Annotated in this window: 21 protein-coding genes; 4 read left to right on the plus strand and 17 right to left on the minus strand. The window is 43.8% G+C overall.

Annotated features, from left to right (window positions below; all coding sequences use genetic code 11):
- Positions 1–139 precede the first annotated feature (139 nt).
- From B5J93_RS09905 to B5J93_RS09930, 6 genes are all read right to left on the minus strand, one after another.
- Positions 140–2950, minus strand: a complete 2811-nt coding sequence (locus tag B5J93_RS09905; protein ID WP_079326225.1) for a phage tail tape measure protein — start codon at positions 2948–2950, stop codon at positions 140–142.
- A gap of 76 nt (positions 2951–3026) precedes the next feature.
- Positions 3027–3434, minus strand: a complete 408-nt coding sequence (locus B5J93_RS09910; RefSeq protein WP_079326226.1) for a type II toxin-antitoxin system HicB family antitoxin — start codon at positions 3432–3434, stop codon at positions 3027–3029.
- 61 nt (positions 3435–3495) lie between these two features.
- Complete coding sequence (locus B5J93_RS09915) at positions 3496–3684, minus strand: type II toxin-antitoxin system HicA family toxin (RefSeq protein WP_078274940.1); 189 nt, start codon at positions 3682–3684, stop codon at positions 3496–3498.
- Positions 3685–3825: 141 nt separating this feature from the next.
- Positions 3826–4041 (minus strand): hypothetical protein, encoded by a 216-nt coding sequence (locus B5J93_RS09920; RefSeq protein WP_079326227.1) that lies wholly within the window; start codon positions 4039–4041, stop codon positions 3826–3828.
- A 1-nt stretch (position 4042) separates the two neighbouring features.
- Positions 4043–4636: an antA/AntB antirepressor family protein gene (locus tag B5J93_RS09925; RefSeq protein WP_079326228.1), complete on the minus strand. Its 594-nt coding sequence runs from the start codon at positions 4634–4636 to the stop codon at positions 4043–4045.
- A gap of 12 nt (positions 4637–4648) precedes the next feature.
- Positions 4649–5020, minus strand: coding sequence for a helix-turn-helix domain-containing protein (locus B5J93_RS09930; protein WP_079326229.1), 372 nt, complete (start codon positions 5018–5020; stop codon positions 4649–4651).
- Between the two features lie 119 nt (positions 5021–5139).
- Here B5J93_RS09930 and B5J93_RS09935 point away from each other — a divergent pair, with 119 nt between their 5' ends.
- Positions 5140–5472, plus strand: coding sequence for a helix-turn-helix domain-containing protein (locus tag B5J93_RS09935; protein WP_079326230.1), 333 nt, complete (start codon positions 5140–5142; stop codon positions 5470–5472).
- Between the two features lie 43 nt (positions 5473–5515).
- On the opposite strand, the gene B5J93_RS09940 is transcribed toward B5J93_RS09935, so the two are convergent.
- The 3 genes from B5J93_RS09940 to B5J93_RS09950 all read right to left on the minus strand — a co-directional run bounded on the left by B5J93_RS09940 (position 5516) and on the right by B5J93_RS09950 (position 7739).
- Entirely contained in the window at positions 5516–6265 is a 750-nt protein-coding gene (locus B5J93_RS09940) for a phage tail tube protein (protein WP_079326231.1), read from the minus strand.
- 67 nt (positions 6266–6332) lie between these two features.
- Positions 6333–7319 carry a major capsid protein gene (locus B5J93_RS09945; RefSeq protein ID WP_079326232.1) on the minus strand — a complete coding sequence of 329 codons (987 nt, stop codon included), beginning with the start codon at positions 7317–7319 and terminating at the stop codon, positions 6333–6335.
- A 42-nt stretch (positions 7320–7361) separates the two neighbouring features.
- Complete coding sequence (locus B5J93_RS09950; protein ID WP_174700903.1) at positions 7362–7739, minus strand: oxaloacetate decarboxylase alpha chain; 378 nt, start codon at positions 7737–7739, stop codon at positions 7362–7364.
- A 69-nt stretch (positions 7740–7808) separates the two neighbouring features.
- Here B5J93_RS09950 and B5J93_RS13565 point away from each other — a divergent pair, with 69 nt between their 5' ends.
- On the plus strand, positions 7809–7976 hold the full coding sequence (locus tag B5J93_RS13565) for a hypothetical protein (protein ID WP_158080730.1): 168 nt from the start codon (positions 7809–7811) through the stop codon (positions 7974–7976).
- 62 nt (positions 7977–8038) lie between these two features.
- Here the strand turns inward: B5J93_RS13565 and B5J93_RS09955 are convergent, their stop codons facing one another.
- Together B5J93_RS09955 and B5J93_RS09960 are read right to left on the minus strand one after the other, a co-directional pair.
- Positions 8039–8374: a hypothetical protein gene (locus tag B5J93_RS09955; protein ID WP_079326233.1), complete on the minus strand. Its 336-nt coding sequence runs from the start codon at positions 8372–8374 to the stop codon at positions 8039–8041.
- Positions 8375–9343 carry a hypothetical protein gene (locus B5J93_RS09960; RefSeq protein ID WP_079326234.1) on the minus strand — a complete coding sequence of 323 codons (969 nt, stop codon included), beginning with the start codon at positions 9341–9343 and terminating at the stop codon, positions 8375–8377.
- A 32-nt stretch (positions 9344–9375) separates the two neighbouring features.
- Between B5J93_RS09960 and B5J93_RS13570 the strand changes: the two genes are divergently transcribed.
- Entirely contained in the window at positions 9376–9543 is a 168-nt protein-coding gene (locus tag B5J93_RS13570; protein WP_158080731.1) for a hypothetical protein, read from the plus strand.
- Between the two features lie 134 nt (positions 9544–9677).
- Here the strand turns inward: B5J93_RS13570 and B5J93_RS09965 are convergent, their stop codons facing one another.
- The 3 genes from B5J93_RS09965 to B5J93_RS09975 are packed head-to-tail and all read right to left on the minus strand — an operon-like array spanning position 9678 to position 10929.
- Positions 9678–9872 carry a hypothetical protein gene (locus B5J93_RS09965; protein ID WP_079326235.1) on the minus strand — a complete coding sequence of 65 codons (195 nt, stop codon included), beginning with the start codon at positions 9870–9872 and terminating at the stop codon, positions 9678–9680.
- On the minus strand, positions 9872–10543 hold the full coding sequence (locus tag B5J93_RS09970) for a Rha family transcriptional regulator (protein ID WP_211278875.1): 672 nt from the start codon (positions 10541–10543) through the stop codon (positions 9872–9874). The genes B5J93_RS09965 and B5J93_RS09970 overlap by 1 nt, the downstream gene beginning before the upstream one ends.
- Positions 10540–10929 carry a helix-turn-helix domain-containing protein gene (locus B5J93_RS09975; RefSeq protein WP_079326236.1) on the minus strand — a complete coding sequence of 130 codons (390 nt, stop codon included), beginning with the start codon at positions 10927–10929 and terminating at the stop codon, positions 10540–10542. The genes B5J93_RS09970 and B5J93_RS09975 overlap by 4 nt, the downstream gene beginning before the upstream one ends.
- A 116-nt stretch (positions 10930–11045) precedes the next feature.
- Between B5J93_RS09975 and B5J93_RS09980 the strand changes: the two genes are divergently transcribed.
- Positions 11046–11513 carry a helix-turn-helix domain-containing protein gene (locus tag B5J93_RS09980; RefSeq protein WP_079326237.1) on the plus strand — a complete coding sequence of 156 codons (468 nt, stop codon included), beginning with the start codon at positions 11046–11048 and terminating at the stop codon, positions 11511–11513.
- 125 nt (positions 11514–11638) lie between these two features.
- Here the strand turns inward: B5J93_RS09980 and B5J93_RS14245 are convergent, their stop codons facing one another.
- The 3 genes from B5J93_RS14245 to B5J93_RS09990 form a co-directional block, all read right to left on the minus strand.
- Positions 11639–11773, minus strand: coding sequence for a hypothetical protein (locus B5J93_RS14245; RefSeq protein WP_265734214.1), 135 nt, complete (start codon positions 11771–11773; stop codon positions 11639–11641).
- Between the two features lie 231 nt (positions 11774–12004).
- Positions 12005–12289, minus strand: coding sequence for a hypothetical protein (locus B5J93_RS09985; protein ID WP_079326238.1), 285 nt, complete (start codon positions 12287–12289; stop codon positions 12005–12007).
- Between the two features lie 12 nt (positions 12290–12301).
- A partial coding sequence (locus B5J93_RS09990; protein WP_143823529.1) for a phage minor head protein occupies positions 12302–13209 on the minus strand: 908 nt, incomplete at its 5' end.

Raw genomic sequence — 13209 nt, forward strand, 5'->3', positions numbered from 1 at the left:
ACCAGACTCTCTGCTGTTTTTTCGGCACTTTTGGCGGTCTCTTTTTGGGCATCGCCTAACTTTTTGGTGGCAGTGGCAGATTGGGTTAGGGCTTTGTCGTTACTGTTTAGGGTCTCTGACTGCTCTTTTAGCTTGTCGTTTAGCTCTTGGACGCCCTTCGCCCGCCCGTTGCCCCTGCGTGTAGCTGCCTCATCTGCTCGGCAGAGACAGACGCTGTTAGCCCTGCTTTTTGTAGCTCGGTTTGTATTGCTTTAAAGTCTTCTTTGGTCTTGGCGGATGCTAGGGCAGTATCTAGGGCTTGGGTGAGTGCGACTTTTAGCTCATCTGCTCCTTTGGCGGTGTCTTTGATGACCGACAAGCCTACTTTTAAATTGTCCGCCATGTCTTTGCCTGATTTGCTCATGCCTGCGTTGATGGCGGACATGGACACGCCCAGAGCGTCTAGGGCACGGGCTTGTTCATCGGTGGCTTTTTTAGCGTTTTGTTGGGCGGTGGCGGTGTCTTTGACGGCGGTGGCTAGGGCTTGGTTGCCGTTTACTGCTTCAAGCAGTCGTCCATTTAACTCGGTTTGGGCTTTGGCATTGTCGCCAACCTGAGCTTTAACAGCATTATAAGCCATTGCCATTTTATTAACATCATCGCCTGCCAAGCTCATGACCGTACTAAACCCTTGCAAAGCGGATTTGGTTTTGCCGTCAATGCCCGTGGCAAATTCGTCCATGTCAAGACCTAGGGCGTCAAATGCCCCACTGGCTTTTTCAAGGTCGCTTTTAATCGCCTCGCCCAAGCCTTGATTTTGGGCTTCATCGGTCAAGTTTTTGATGGTCGTCTTGGTCGCATCGATTTGAGTTTGTAAGTCTTTATAATCCTGCGTGTTCTTTTGCCCTGCCATGCCCATATTGGCAAGCTGTATTTCAAGCTGTTCTAGCTCTGCTTTGGCAATGGCAAGACTGTTGATGAGCTCGGTGTTGGCTTGGGACTGGGCAAGAGCAGTGTCTGTGGCATTGTCTTGGCTTTGGGCAAGGTTGTCGGTAGCAGTTTTTGCATTCGCTGTCTCAGTTGCCAAACGTTTGGCACTCTCAGCAGACGTTTCGAAATTCTGGCGGACATCATCAAAGGTGCGGTCGGTAAAGATGGCATCTGCATAAGCAAGCAATCGCCCCATCTCATCACCAATGGCTCGGACGGCACTACTATTCTCATAAGCCCAATCGCCAATGCTTTTGCCTACCGTCCAAGCAGTTAATGCCCCCATAATGCCATTTAAGCTGGTCATTTGTTTGGCAAGGCTTGCTGTCTGCACACCTGCATTGCCAAGCTCAGTGTTCATCTTGTCAGCACTAACAGCGGTCGCATCGATGGCACCTTTGGCACCCAAAAAGCCTGTTGTTATCTGCAAAGCAGACTTACCACCCAAACTACCCGTCAGAGCAATCACGCTATTTAACGCCTTGACAGCCACCACCGCTCCGCCCATGAGCGTGACAAGCTGAGTGATGGTCGGGTATTCGTGGGCGATATCGGCAAGCGTACCTGCCATGTCGCCCACCGCTTCGGCTGTGGCACTGATGATGGGCAGTAGGTGCTGACCGATGTTAATCGCCAGTGCCATGAGTTCGGCTTTGGCTTGGGTTACCTTTTTGGCGGCAGTGTCCATTTGGGTTTGAAATTCTTTTTGCATCGCCCCTGCCGTGGCGGTCTTATCTGTGGCAAGCCCCAAGGCTTGATTATAAGTGCCAAGCGAGCCGACCAGTAGGTTAATGTCATCGGCATACTCCGCCCCAAAGAGCTTGGCAGACACCATAGAGCGTTGACGGTCATCAAGCTGTCCTAGCTTTTCTAAAAAGCCTGATAGGGCCTGTTGGGGGTTTTTGGCGATGTTATCTGCCATCTCATCGGCACTGGTGCCTATCATCTGTAAGCCATCAGCAAACCCCGCCCCTTGGTTTTGAGCGGTTTGTAGTTTGGTCAGTAAGGCATTAATGGCGGTGCTTGCCACTTCTGGCGGTTTGCCTAAGGCAATCATGGCGGCGGTCAGTCCTGCCACTTCTTCTTTGGCAAGCCCAAACTGGCGGGCGGTGCCACCCACCCTGAGCATGGCATCGACTATCTCTCGCTCTTTGGCTGCCATGTTATTACCCAGCGTGTTGATGACATCACCAAGTTCACCCACCTGTTCGATGGGCATGTTAAAGACGTTGGCAAGTTTGGCGGCGGCATTACCTGCCTCATCAGCACTCATGCTAAATGCCACTGACATCTGGCCTGCCATGGTCGTAAACTCGCCCAATTTGTCAATCGGCACGCCAAGCTGACCGCCCATCGTGGCTATCTGTGCCACTTCGGTGGCAGTCATGCCAAGCTCCACCGACAAATCTTTGATTTCTTTGGAGAGTCTAGACATCTGCTCGGGCGTGCCGTCCACGACTTTCTTAACCCCTGCCATGGCGGTCTCAAATTCCATGGCGGCTTTGGCGATCACCGCCATGCTACCTGCACTGCCTGCGATTTTACCAAGCTCGCCTACCATCTCACTTGCCGTGAGTGTGGTTTTGCCCAGCTGTTCTTCTAGCTCTTTGATTTTTTTGGTGTGTAATTCATTGGCACGGGCAAGCTCACTGCCTGTTAGCTTGCCTGAGAGTTTAAGACGTTCGTAGGCTTTGTGGACTTCTTCTAGTTGTTTTTTGGCTTTATTATCTTCATCAATGCCTAGGGCGATTTTGGCATCGCTGATGGTTTTTAGACGTTTAAACTCATCGCCTAGTGCCTTGACTTTTTTGGTCTGCTCATCGGCGGATAAGCCTTTCCATGACTTTTGTAGCTCATCGGTGGCTTTGTCCAAACTGTCTGTTGCCGTGCCTGTCGCCTTTATCTCATCAGATAGGCGTTTTAACTCGTTAATGCCTTTCACGCCTGCATGTATGGTTAAGGCAGTGTCCAAACTTTTCATAAAAAAATCCCCTTAATTTAATTAAGGGGATTTTAAAGGGAGTTTAAAATGGTGGTAAGATGACGGGGTTCAGAGCCTACCCCAAATCTGCCATCGCCAATTGTGCCAAATAATTAGAACGGCTTTTGTATAACGATTTATGAGCTGAGACTTTTTCGTCAATTTTGGTGATGAGTAGGCTTGGTAAGGTAACATTGATTTTCTCCGCCTTACCCATAAAGGCAGACATATCCACGTCCACCACTGCCCACAACATACCGTCAAATTCGCTATTGTCTTGATGATAAAAAATGGGCTTGGCGGTAGGTAGTGTATCGCCATCTTCTGCCATGCCTTCCAAATGCAAACTGATGGCTTCATAAGCATTCTTAATGGCTTCATCAGGTGTATCACCTGCACTAAAACACCCTGCAATGTCTGGCACAATCACGCCATAACATTCGTTTTCATTGGCAGGTTTTTCAATGGCAATGGGAAATAACATCATTTCGCTCCTGTTTGCAAGATTGTTTTGGGTTAAAATGCCGTTTTAAGTGGGGGTTGGATTAATCCAACCCTGCTTGTTTGATGATGCTTTTTAGCGTTCCTTTGGGTAGGTTTTCACGACCGTTTGGGATTGTTACTTTACCTTCTTTGGTTGGGTGCTTGTAGTGCTTGTGAGAGCCTTTTTGTTTTACAAAATACCAACCGTCTTCGGTAATTCGCTTTATCATCTCATCGCTACTTGGGGGCATTTTAAACTCCGTTAAATGAATATGGGGTTATTATAACCCCAATTATGCAATAAGTCAAGAGTTATTGGGGTTATTTTTTAAAAATTATCAAAAAAACACCGCCCAAATTTGCTTTGAGCGGTGTTTTTTTGTTGGGGTAAATTAGCGTGGCATATCCGTCAAACGCTGTTGGGCGGTTCTGATTTTGTTCGCTATCATGTCCAGCGTAGTAGCAAGACTGGACACATCAATCTGCACGGTTTTGGTGCTGACAGGATATGAACACGCCAAATCCCCCAACACTTGTAGCAATGCCAAAGACTGATATAGGCTTTCGTCCACATCGTCAATCACTCTGACTGTTTTTACATTGTCCATCTTATTCCCCCAATCCCAAAGTTAATTGGCCTTTATTGTCCGCCACTTCGTAGCGTTCGCCAATCAAGCCCAATTTTCGCATTTTGGCAAGTTTTTTGCTGACGGTACTTGGAGCAAGTCCTACCGCCATTCCCATTTGCCAGTTTTCTAGTCCGCCATCGTGCATTACTTGTAATGCCTTGTAGTCGTTATTGGCTTTTAACAGTTCGTCTTTTAGGGCTTGGTTTTGGGCGATTAGGCTTTTAACTGTGCTTTGGTCTGCAAACAGAGCCTTTTCACAAGCAATAAAATACTGGCGAGCGGTTTTGCCTTTGTCGGAGCGTTCTACCATTGAAAGTTCCTTTGCCATATCTAGGGTGATATGATATTCGGTGGTTGGGCGACCGCCGTTGGGGGTTTTCAATAAATTTATTGAAAAGTCCTTACCGTTTACAAACCCATATTTTTCAATGCGTTTGGCAATCCAATTTGAAAAGTCTTGTTTGCTTTCCAAAAAGGCGTGCAAATCACGAGCATTAACAAGGGGCTGGGTTTCGCCGTTGATTTCCCCTTGAAAAGTTTGGACAAGGGGCGGATTTTGTGGTAAAGTAGTCATAGGAATGTTTCCTTAGTTTGGTGAATGTTCTAAGCCTTGATTGTCGTTGGTAGCGGTGTCAAGGCTTTTTTGTGCGTGTTTGGCAACACATTGGGTTAATAAGTTGGTTAAGGCATTTATTTCTCCTTGTGTTAAGGTGATGATAATGGGAATTTGCATATCATTGGTTTTGGGTTTTGTCCCATTCACCACATAATCAAAGTCTATGTCAAGGTGTGGGTGCTTTTGCAAAATCATTGACAGGCGTTCGGTTGGAAAAGAGTTACGTTTTTTCCGCCCCGCAAAAGCATTTGGTTTTAACTCCAAAAACTCTGCAAGCTCCATATCCGTAGTTACGCCTAACGCTAATTTAAGCCGATTGGCAATGTTGATAAAATTACTCATAAAACTCCTGAATATTTGTTAAAATTTCACAAATATGATAAAATAACTTCATTATCGTGAAGTTGTGAACATTATAATTCACAATTTTGAACTTGTAAATACTTTTTTGTGAATTTTTTATGAAAAATGAGAAAAATATAGAATTTGGCAATCGTCTAAGACAAGTCAGAACGTCTCACAACCTTGTACGACAAGAATTTGCCCAGTCTTTGGGAATTGGTTTGACTTCCCTGCATCACTATGAAAATGGCGAACGATTGCCTGATGTGGGTTTTTTAATAAAACTTCAAGATTTGTATAACGTGGATATCAACTGGTTGGTTTTAGGTCAAAGCTCCACAGAGCAAACAGACTACACCGCCGATGATTTACGCCTGATAAATCACTTAAAAGCTCTAAATCCACAAGCAAAACAGGCATTGCTTGCTTTTTTGGATAATCTTGAAAAATAAACAAAACCCCATTTTTATGGGGTTTTGTTTTGGCAGGCGTGGATTAGCCCACAAACTCCGTAAACTTCATTACAGGCTTACCTTCCACTTTAATGGCTGTGCCTTTTAGCCCAGACTCCCACCAACCATCTTCAAACCAGTTGATGTCGCCGTCAAAAGACAGTACCACATGAGCAACTTCTAGCACGCCATCATTGCCACTGATACGGTCTTTGCCGTCTAGGATAAGTTCCAAATGGATTGCTTGTAAGGTGTTGGCATCAATACTAAACCCCTTACGCCCTTTGGTTTTGCCAGAATAGATAAGTTCGGTGGTGTCTTCGGTAATGCCTTCCCAGTCTAGGATTTCAAGCAGTCCCAAGCGTGGATTGAGTTTGTATTTGGCAGGTTCTAGGGGTTTTGAGCCAACTTTGACAGTAAAGTTTTTTTCGTCAATGTCCAAATGAGACAGCTTGATACCACCCTTGACCGCCTTAACGTTGGTTTCGGAAATCGTTTGGGGTAGCCCTGATAAATCCACCGCCTCACCCATCAGCATGCGGGCAAGGGCGTATTTGTCAAAGGTGTTGAATTTTAGGCTAATTTCAATGGGTTGTGGTGAGATTTCTTTTTCTAGGGCTTGCCCAAAGTCATTTCGTCCTGTGGATTTTAGGACATCTTCTTCGGTTTCTTGTGATGTTGTAAACTCAGTAACATTACCCATCTCATAAAAGCCAAAATTTGTGTCAAATACTCTGGCTAATAAATCGCCCGAATATTTACGCCCCCGTAGGGATTGTGTTTGTTGTGTCATAAGTTATCCTTTTTAAATAAGGGTTTGGGATATGTCAGCGAAACGAATTTCGCCGACATCGCACCAATTAAGTTAAACGAATGGTTTGTACCAAATCAGGACGAAGTACCAATGGCAAGGGGTTGCATTGGGCGTGCAGTTTATAGCCTGTGTTGTCAGCCAATGGGTACTTGTCTGCAAAGTACATTTTGGCGGTTTGATTGACCGTGTCTAGGCGGTTGGCAGGAGCAAAACACTCTTTAAAGACATTGCGTGTGCCTGTTGGCAAGATAATGCCTTCATCATCAGCAAGTTTTAACCCGCTTTCAAACTGTTCTGCATAAGTGATAAACCGCACACCATTGTGCACAAATTCCACGCCTGCACTATTGCGATACACATCGCCTGTTTGATGACGGACATAAATGTCTTTGATGGATTTATGGGTTTTAAGCTCTTGCATAAATTGCGGACTAATCAAGCAAATAAAGCCATTGGAGCTGTCGCCTTTCATCTGCGATGCGTATTTGAGCTTAATGTCGTCAATCAGCCCCGACACATCGGTCTTATCATTGGTTAATTGCCATTGGTGTTCTTTGCGAGTTTCGCCAAAGGCGGCGTAATAATCCGCCAGCACTGTTTTGCCGTCTTTGTTCAAGACTTTGCCTTTTAATGCCCCAAACATGGCGTGTTCACGGGTGTAGTCAAAGTTTTCACGAGCGATGGCAAGTTTGTTATTGACCAACGTGGCAATCTGTTTTAAGCCATTTGTGGTGCCAAACTCACGGATATTTTGCACATCGTCCGCCAAAACAAAGTCGTCATAAGGCAGATGGAGCATATAAAAGGTTTGTGGTGGTTCACGGTTTTCGCTGACAGGGTCGCCAGGGGTGCCACGCTTGACGCTTTCCACCAGTCCCACCCCGTGACTTGCCCGTTCTACTTGGACAAAGGTGGTGTTTTTATATTCTTTTTTAAAAATCCCAAGCCCATCAATGATATTAGGCTTGTTTGGGATTAGGTTAATGGCTTCGGTCAAAGCCATCACGCTAAATGCTTGATTGGATAAAGGCATAAATGTTTCCTTATAAAAAGTTAAGCAATATTAAATAATAAATCAGCCGCTAAGGGAGCCTGAGCTTTCGCCACTCACAACACTGTCGCCACTGGTGGTGGTCTCGCCACTTGGTTTTTTGTTGCCATTGGGCGAGATGTATTTAATGCCGTAGGTATCGCCTTGTTTGGCAAGGGTTTCGGCTTTTTCAGAACCAAGATTCACAAAGTCTAAGTTAATTACGCAGTTATGCGGCTGCACCTGTACTTTGCCGTGTTCTTCATTGGTCAAAGCCACCAGTTTTTGTTTGCGTAGCTTATACTCGACAAGCTCGCCCATTTTGGTGCCTGTGGGAGCAGGGATTTCAATGCGTGTTAGGCGGTCGGCTTCGGATTTTAAGATGTCGCCTTGAACGACTAGGGTTGGTTTGGGTTGGGTCATAATTTTTTCCTTTTAAAAATTGGGCGTGCTATAATAAAACTTCTCACATTTTTTTAGGGCAAACCCGAAATGAATGATAAACAGATTGCGTTAGAATTAACCCAGCTTATTCTTGCAAATTCAAAGAATGACAGTAAAATCACAACACCGCTTGGCAAAGACACTACAAAGACAGTGCTTGATATTTATCAAGAATGCTTGAAGGCTGTTTCGCAATTGTCAAACACAAAAGACTGAAATTCATCATCACTTATCAAATGCCCAGTTTGCAAAAATTGGGTAATAAGTACGCTTTTTCTTCAAATATTTGGCAAATATTCTTTGTCTGCTGTTACTTCAAGCATTTTCATCGTAACTTCTTTTAACAATGAAAAATCCAAATCAGGCTCTGTGCTTGGTTGTTGCTTAACTGATGGATTGGTTAAATCTACTGATAGCCATTCGTCAATTTTGTCAAAGATGTTAAATATAAACTTGTCATTTTTTAACAATGCTTCATTTATGTTATCTACAACAATATCGTTGCCTTTCCTAAAAAAATACCAAATGTTGTGGTCTTCATCTTTTGTGATTTTTTGGACGATGATGTAACCATCAGGGTTTTGCAAAACATCGCCAACAGCAAGCTCTCTCATTTACGCCCCCGCTCGTGCCTTTGCGTCCGCAATTAAAGGATTGGCAGGCACTGCGTCCACCATGCCACCGCCCACGCCGCCATACTGCTCGGACAACAAAAAGTCTTTTTCGCCCTTGCTTGGCAAACCTTTGGCAAAGTCGCCAATCACGCCATCTACTTTGTCATCATCAAGCGACAGCAGTAAGTCAAAACTCGCCTGCGATAAGTGTGTATATTCGCCCTTATCGTTTTTGACAAAGCCATTTTGGGAAAGTTTGGCTTCAATGCTGGCTTTTTTGGCATTGGCTTTTAAGGCGGTTTTTTCTTTGTTGCTGTCGTCTAGCTCTTTTTTGAGCTTCTCAATTTCGGCTTGCATTTTGGCAAATTGTGCCAAAACCGCTTCATCAATCGTACCGCCTTTTTGTGGGATTGGATTGGTGTCAGTCATCGGATTTTCCTTGTGGTTGGTTGGATTGGATTGAAAGGATTGGCTTAAAATCATCGCAAAAGTATTGCTGTCCACCCCTGTGGGGGTAAACGATACTTCTGGCACGGTGCAATTTCTCAGGATTGTTAGGGGGTAAGAATAGGATTGCCCATTGACCACTACCGTTTGCCCTTCTTGTAGCACTTCACGACTGCCTGCACTGATGTGAGCGGACATTTGTAGTGGGAAACCATCATCGGCATCTTTGGCAAGTTTGACCGCATCGTCATTGGACAGTAGCGTGCCATCAATTTTTAAGGCATAGCCATCAAGGCTAAGTTTGCCAAAGCCAAGCCGTACATTACGGTCGTGCAAGGACAAGGCAGGCACTTTGTCGGATAAAGTAATGGTACTCATATCCACAATCGCCCGTTCGCCATAATAGCTAAATGGCAAGCCCGAGTTGGCAATGCCCGTAAAGGTGCGAAGTTTGGTCTTGTCGTCTGTCTTGGTAATGGCGACATCAGATAGAGTGGAGAGTAGATAATTTTCGCTTGGCATAAAATTGCCCCAAGTTGCATTTTGGACAAATTATGACAGATGACAAATGGGCGGATAAGATGACAGGGTTCAGGGGTGCAAATTGGACAAAAATAAGACAAAACCCACCCAAAAACCAAAAACGCATTTTAAGGCGGTTTTTGGGCGATTTTAGGGCGGTTAATTTTGGGTGGGGCAAAGATACCGTTTTAATCTTGTAAACGATTTTAAACGGTGTTTAAATGGGTTTTAAACGCCATCTTGGGAGCGGATTTTGATTAAGGGGGTAAAAATCACAAAAAAATCCCCCAATTTGGGGGAAATTTCGCAAACTGGGGGATTTTTTGGGGTAGAATTAAAATTCTAGCTTCTCGTTGCACAGACAAGAGCTAAGTTCGTCCAATGGGCTTTCCAAAAGTGCCACAAAGTCGCCTACGGTGTAAAATCTTAGAGCATCGTTTTGGGTGTTTTTTGCCATTGTGATAAGTAGGTCAATATGGCGTAGGGCTTCCCCTGCACGGCTTAGTAGTTGCATTTGTTCGTTTGTCATCACACTTCTCCTTGCTCAGTTTCTAGTACGCTTTTGGCGGTTTGTACCAGTCTTGCCACATTGTCATCACGAGTTAGGCTATTGCCCTTATAAGTGCCATTGATGATTTGGCTGACGGTGGTGGAGCTAATGCGGAGCAGTCGCCCAATGTTGGCTTGGCTATATCCGTCCGCTTTCATCGCCTTGACCTGTGCGATGACTTCTGGGGTTACTTTGATGTGTCCTTTTTGGTTGAGTTCTAGTAGGTTAATATAGCGTTCGGTGTGGTCTAGTTTTGCCATTGTTGCTGTCGTGGCATTTGCCAGTATTTGCATATTGTCGCTCATTTTTTGCATATTATGGGCGATTTGGTGCAGGGGGTCGGCTGTTGCTATCTGAGCTTCTAGCTCTTGCCAACGGCGATTGATGCGAATGCGAATATCTGTACGATAGCCACTAATCAAATCAACACATTGCTCTTTGGTTAGATAAAATTCACGATGTTTTTGATTGCCTGTACTTGGTAGAGTATAATACCCTTGCTCAATTTTGAGCAAGCCCATTTCTTCATAGGTGGCATTAAGATTATCAATATCACGACAAACATTGCGGTGTTCTTTTTCACAAAGTGTAGCAATTTCACGACTACTCATTGATTGGACAGTAGGCAAATTTTGTGGTAAAGTATTCATAGGATATTTTCCTTAGTAAGTGGTGAATGTTCCAAGCCTTGATGTTCGTTGGTAGCGGTATCAAGGCTTTTTTGTGCGTGTTTAGCAGCACATTGGGTTAATAAGTTGGTTAGGGCATTCATTTCTCCTTGTGTCAAAGTTACGATAATGGGAATTTGCATATCATTGGTTTTGGGTTTTGTCCCATTCACCACATAATCAAAATCTATGTCAAGGTGTGGGTGCTTTTGCAAAATCATTGACAGGCGTTCGGTTGGAAAGGAATTTCGCTTTTTTCGCCCTGCAAAGGCGGTTGGCTTAATTTCCAAAAACTTAGCAAGCTCCATATCGGTAGAGACACCAAGCATTAGTTTTAGCCGATTGGCAATGTCTATAAAGTTGGTCATAGAACTCCTATAAAGTAGAAAAAATCCGATTTTTGTGTTAAAATAACACAAATAACAATGGTCTTATGTAATAAATATAATTTTAAAACATATAAATTGCATTGTCAAGGATTTTTATGAAAAATTTTATTGATGTTCTAAACCGCCTAAAACTGGCTCTTGGCGTCTCAATGGACAGCGAAGTGGCGGATTTTCTTGAAATGAAACAGTCTGCTTTTGCGGGTAGAAAAAAACGCAACTCCTTTCCAGATGAGCAGTTGCGACTTATAGCAGTCAAGCATAGCGACTTAAATCTTGATGTGGACTATATTTTGACAGGCGATAGTGAGAGACAGCGAAAAATCAGACAAGCCAAAGATGAATTTTTGGAAATGAGCGGATTTTACTATCAGCAACAACAGTTAGACAAAGAGCAAAGGATAAAGTTGGAGGTATTTCCCGAGCCAAACAACGCTAATACTGAAGTAAGCGTAACCGAACAAGAGTTAAAACTCATCTCTAATTTTAGAAAATCAGACGATGAGGGACAACGAATAATTTTGGAAATATCACAACTAACACGACAAAAAAATGTAAGTCTATAAAACCCCCCCAATCAAAGACTTGGGGGGGTACATACGGACGCTCTGGCATTCTTGATACTCGGGCGTTCTGATGTTAGGTTGCCAAGTGGGGCGTGTAGCAATGTGCATATTTTACCCACAATATCCTATCGCCCCTGTACCGCTCGGATAATGTCAGGCAACTGCCACGCAATGATGATGACCGCCACAAAGGCAAGTATGCCGATGATGGCAAGACAAGTTTTGATTAGACCGTGTTCTTTTAGGGATTTTGTTACCATTTCAATGACCATTGACAAAAATTCATTCATCTGCTAAAATTCTCTCATCGTTAGAAGTCAAAAACACCCAAATTGCCGTTTGGGTGTTTTTATTTTAGGCAAAACATTTGTCATTTGGTAGGTGAAGGGTTTTCCCTTATGAAAATCTGATTTTTATGCTATAATTGTAAGTTAATAATGGTTCACAAAATACAGAAGTTACAAAAAACCCCCAATTTGGGGGCTTTATGTTTAGGTGGTGGCGGTGTAGCGGGGGTCTTGCTTAAAGACTTTTAATAAGGCTTGTTGCCAATCTTGATTGGGGAGTTTTAGTATTTGAATGGTTTGAAAAACGGCATTAAACACCTTTTTGTCAAGTTCTGACAAGTCAAGTTCGCCAAAAAATTCAACATCATTGGCAATTTCTTGGCGGTCATCAGCATTTAATTGCTTGTCCAAAACAGGCTTTATCTCATCAAACACAAGACTGGCAAATCCCTTTGAGCCAAGCGTGCTTTTTTCATTGACAATAATCATTTGGGGCTTATCCTATTCAATTAAAATGATTTTTTCTTGTAAATCTTTGGGTAATGATAGCACAAAACCGATAATTTTTACAAGTGCCTTACTGTCCAAATACCTTAAATACATTGGCACAAAGTCAGCTTTGGCTAGGTGCTGTAATATGCGGTTTTGGCGTTTTTCCCACGCTTTATCCGATTTATAAAAACTGCGGTTAAATTCAGCTTTATTGGCATCTGGTTCAAGCGTAAACATAAAATCCAGCGTTACCCAAGCTGTCGGCTCTTGTGCCAAGTCCACAATCGCATAGTCGGCTGGGTCATTTTGTACCAAAACTTTGTGCTTACCGCCATCATATCGTTCCAATTTCACTTTATGAAATTGTTCCCATTGGTCAGCAAGCACTCCTTCGGAAAGTCGGCTTTTGCCGTTGGGGTCTTTGGCTAGGTTTAGGGCGTTTTGGCTGTTAGGTAAAATATGGCTTAATTTTTGGCGTGCAACACCAGCTTTGACGGCATACGCTATCATCTCGTCCTTTAAGTCTGCCCCCAATTTATCTGCAAACGCCACTCCGTGCTTATCTTCGGCAAGTCTTAACAAACTGCCCAAACGGTCAAAATTACTGTCAAAGTCAGGCACAGGCAATTTGTTAATCTTGTCATCGTCTGTTATGCCAAGCTCCAATGCTTTGGATTTGCTGATTTGTTTAACGGCACATCGGCAACCAAAGCCGTTTGGCGGAAAAATACTCTGCCAAATTGGGTCATCAACAGGGCGAACAATGCCATAATACGCCTTGTGTCCGTCTCGTTTATTAACGGACGCACTGGGTAGATATTGCAAAAATGGCAAAAAATCTTTGGTTTTTTGAATGCGTTCCCATTTTCCTGCACTATATGCGGTTTGTTTATTGGTGTGATATACCAACCGAACTT

The sequence above is a fragment of the Moraxella equi genome (genome assembly GCF_002027555.1).
Taxonomy (GTDB): domain Bacteria; phylum Pseudomonadota; class Gammaproteobacteria; order Pseudomonadales; family Moraxellaceae; genus Moraxella; species Moraxella equi.

Excerpts from the sequence above, each read along its gene's own strand:
- B5J93_RS09985 (WP_079326238.1), bottom strand. The coding sequence starts at position 12,289 with ATGATTATTGTCAATGAAAAAAGCACGCTTGGCTCAAAGGGATTTGCC.
- B5J93_RS09975 (WP_079326236.1), bottom strand. The coding sequence starts at position 10,929 with ATGACCAACTTTATAGACATTGCCAATCGGCTAAAACTAATGCTTGGT.
- B5J93_RS09925 (WP_079326228.1), bottom strand. The coding sequence starts at position 4,636 with ATGACTACTTTACCACAAAATCCGCCCCTTGTCCAAACTTTTCAAGGG.
- B5J93_RS09970 (WP_211278875.1), bottom strand. The coding sequence starts at position 10,543 with ATGAATACTTTACCACAAAATTTGCCTACTGTCCAATCAATGAGTAGT.
- B5J93_RS09960 (WP_079326234.1), bottom strand. The coding sequence starts at position 9,343 with ATGCCAAGCGAAAATTATCTACTCTCCACTCTATCTGATGTCGCCATT.
- B5J93_RS09910 (WP_079326226.1), bottom strand. The coding sequence starts at position 3,434 with ATGTTATTTCCCATTGCCATTGAAAAACCTGCCAATGAAAACGAATGT.
- B5J93_RS09945 (WP_079326232.1), bottom strand. The coding sequence starts at position 7,319 with ATGCCTTTATCCAATCAAGCATTTAGCGTGATGGCTTTGACCGAAGCC.
- B5J93_RS09920 (WP_079326227.1), bottom strand. The coding sequence starts at position 4,041 with ATGGACAATGTAAAAACAGTCAGAGTGATTGACGATGTGGACGAAAGC.
- B5J93_RS09950 (WP_174700903.1), bottom strand. The coding sequence starts at position 7,739 with ATGACCCAACCCAAACCAACCCTAGTCGTTCAAGGCGACATCTTAAAA.
- B5J93_RS13565 (WP_158080730.1), top strand. The coding sequence starts at position 7,809 with ATGAATGATAAACAGATTGCGTTAGAATTAACCCAGCTTATTCTTGCA.
- B5J93_RS09930 (WP_079326229.1), bottom strand. The coding sequence starts at position 5,020 with ATGAGTAATTTTATCAACATTGCCAATCGGCTTAAATTAGCGTTAGGC.
- B5J93_RS09955 (WP_079326233.1), bottom strand. The coding sequence starts at position 8,374 with ATGAGAGAGCTTGCTGTTGGCGATGTTTTGCAAAACCCTGATGGTTAC.
- B5J93_RS09935 (WP_079326230.1), top strand. The coding sequence starts at position 5,140 with ATGAAAAATGAGAAAAATATAGAATTTGGCAATCGTCTAAGACAAGTC.
- B5J93_RS13570 (WP_158080731.1), top strand. The coding sequence starts at position 9,376 with ATGACAGATGACAAATGGGCGGATAAGATGACAGGGTTCAGGGGTGCA.
- B5J93_RS09965 (WP_079326235.1), bottom strand. The coding sequence starts at position 9,872 with ATGACAAACGAACAAATGCAACTACTAAGCCGTGCAGGGGAAGCCCTA.
- B5J93_RS14245 (WP_265734214.1), bottom strand. The coding sequence starts at position 11,773 with ATGGTAACAAAATCCCTAAAAGAACACGGTCTAATCAAAACTTGTCTT.
- B5J93_RS09915 (WP_078274940.1), bottom strand. The coding sequence starts at position 3,684 with ATGCCCCCAAGTAGCGATGAGATGATAAAGCGAATTACCGAAGACGGT.
- B5J93_RS09940 (WP_079326231.1), bottom strand. The coding sequence starts at position 6,265 with ATGACACAACAAACACAATCCCTACGGGGGCGTAAATATTCGGGCGAT.
- B5J93_RS09905 (WP_079326225.1), bottom strand. The coding sequence starts at position 2,950 with ATGAAAAGTTTGGACACTGCCTTAACCATACATGCAGGCGTGAAAGGC.
- B5J93_RS09980 (WP_079326237.1), top strand. The coding sequence starts at position 11,046 with ATGAAAAATTTTATTGATGTTCTAAACCGCCTAAAACTGGCTCTTGGC.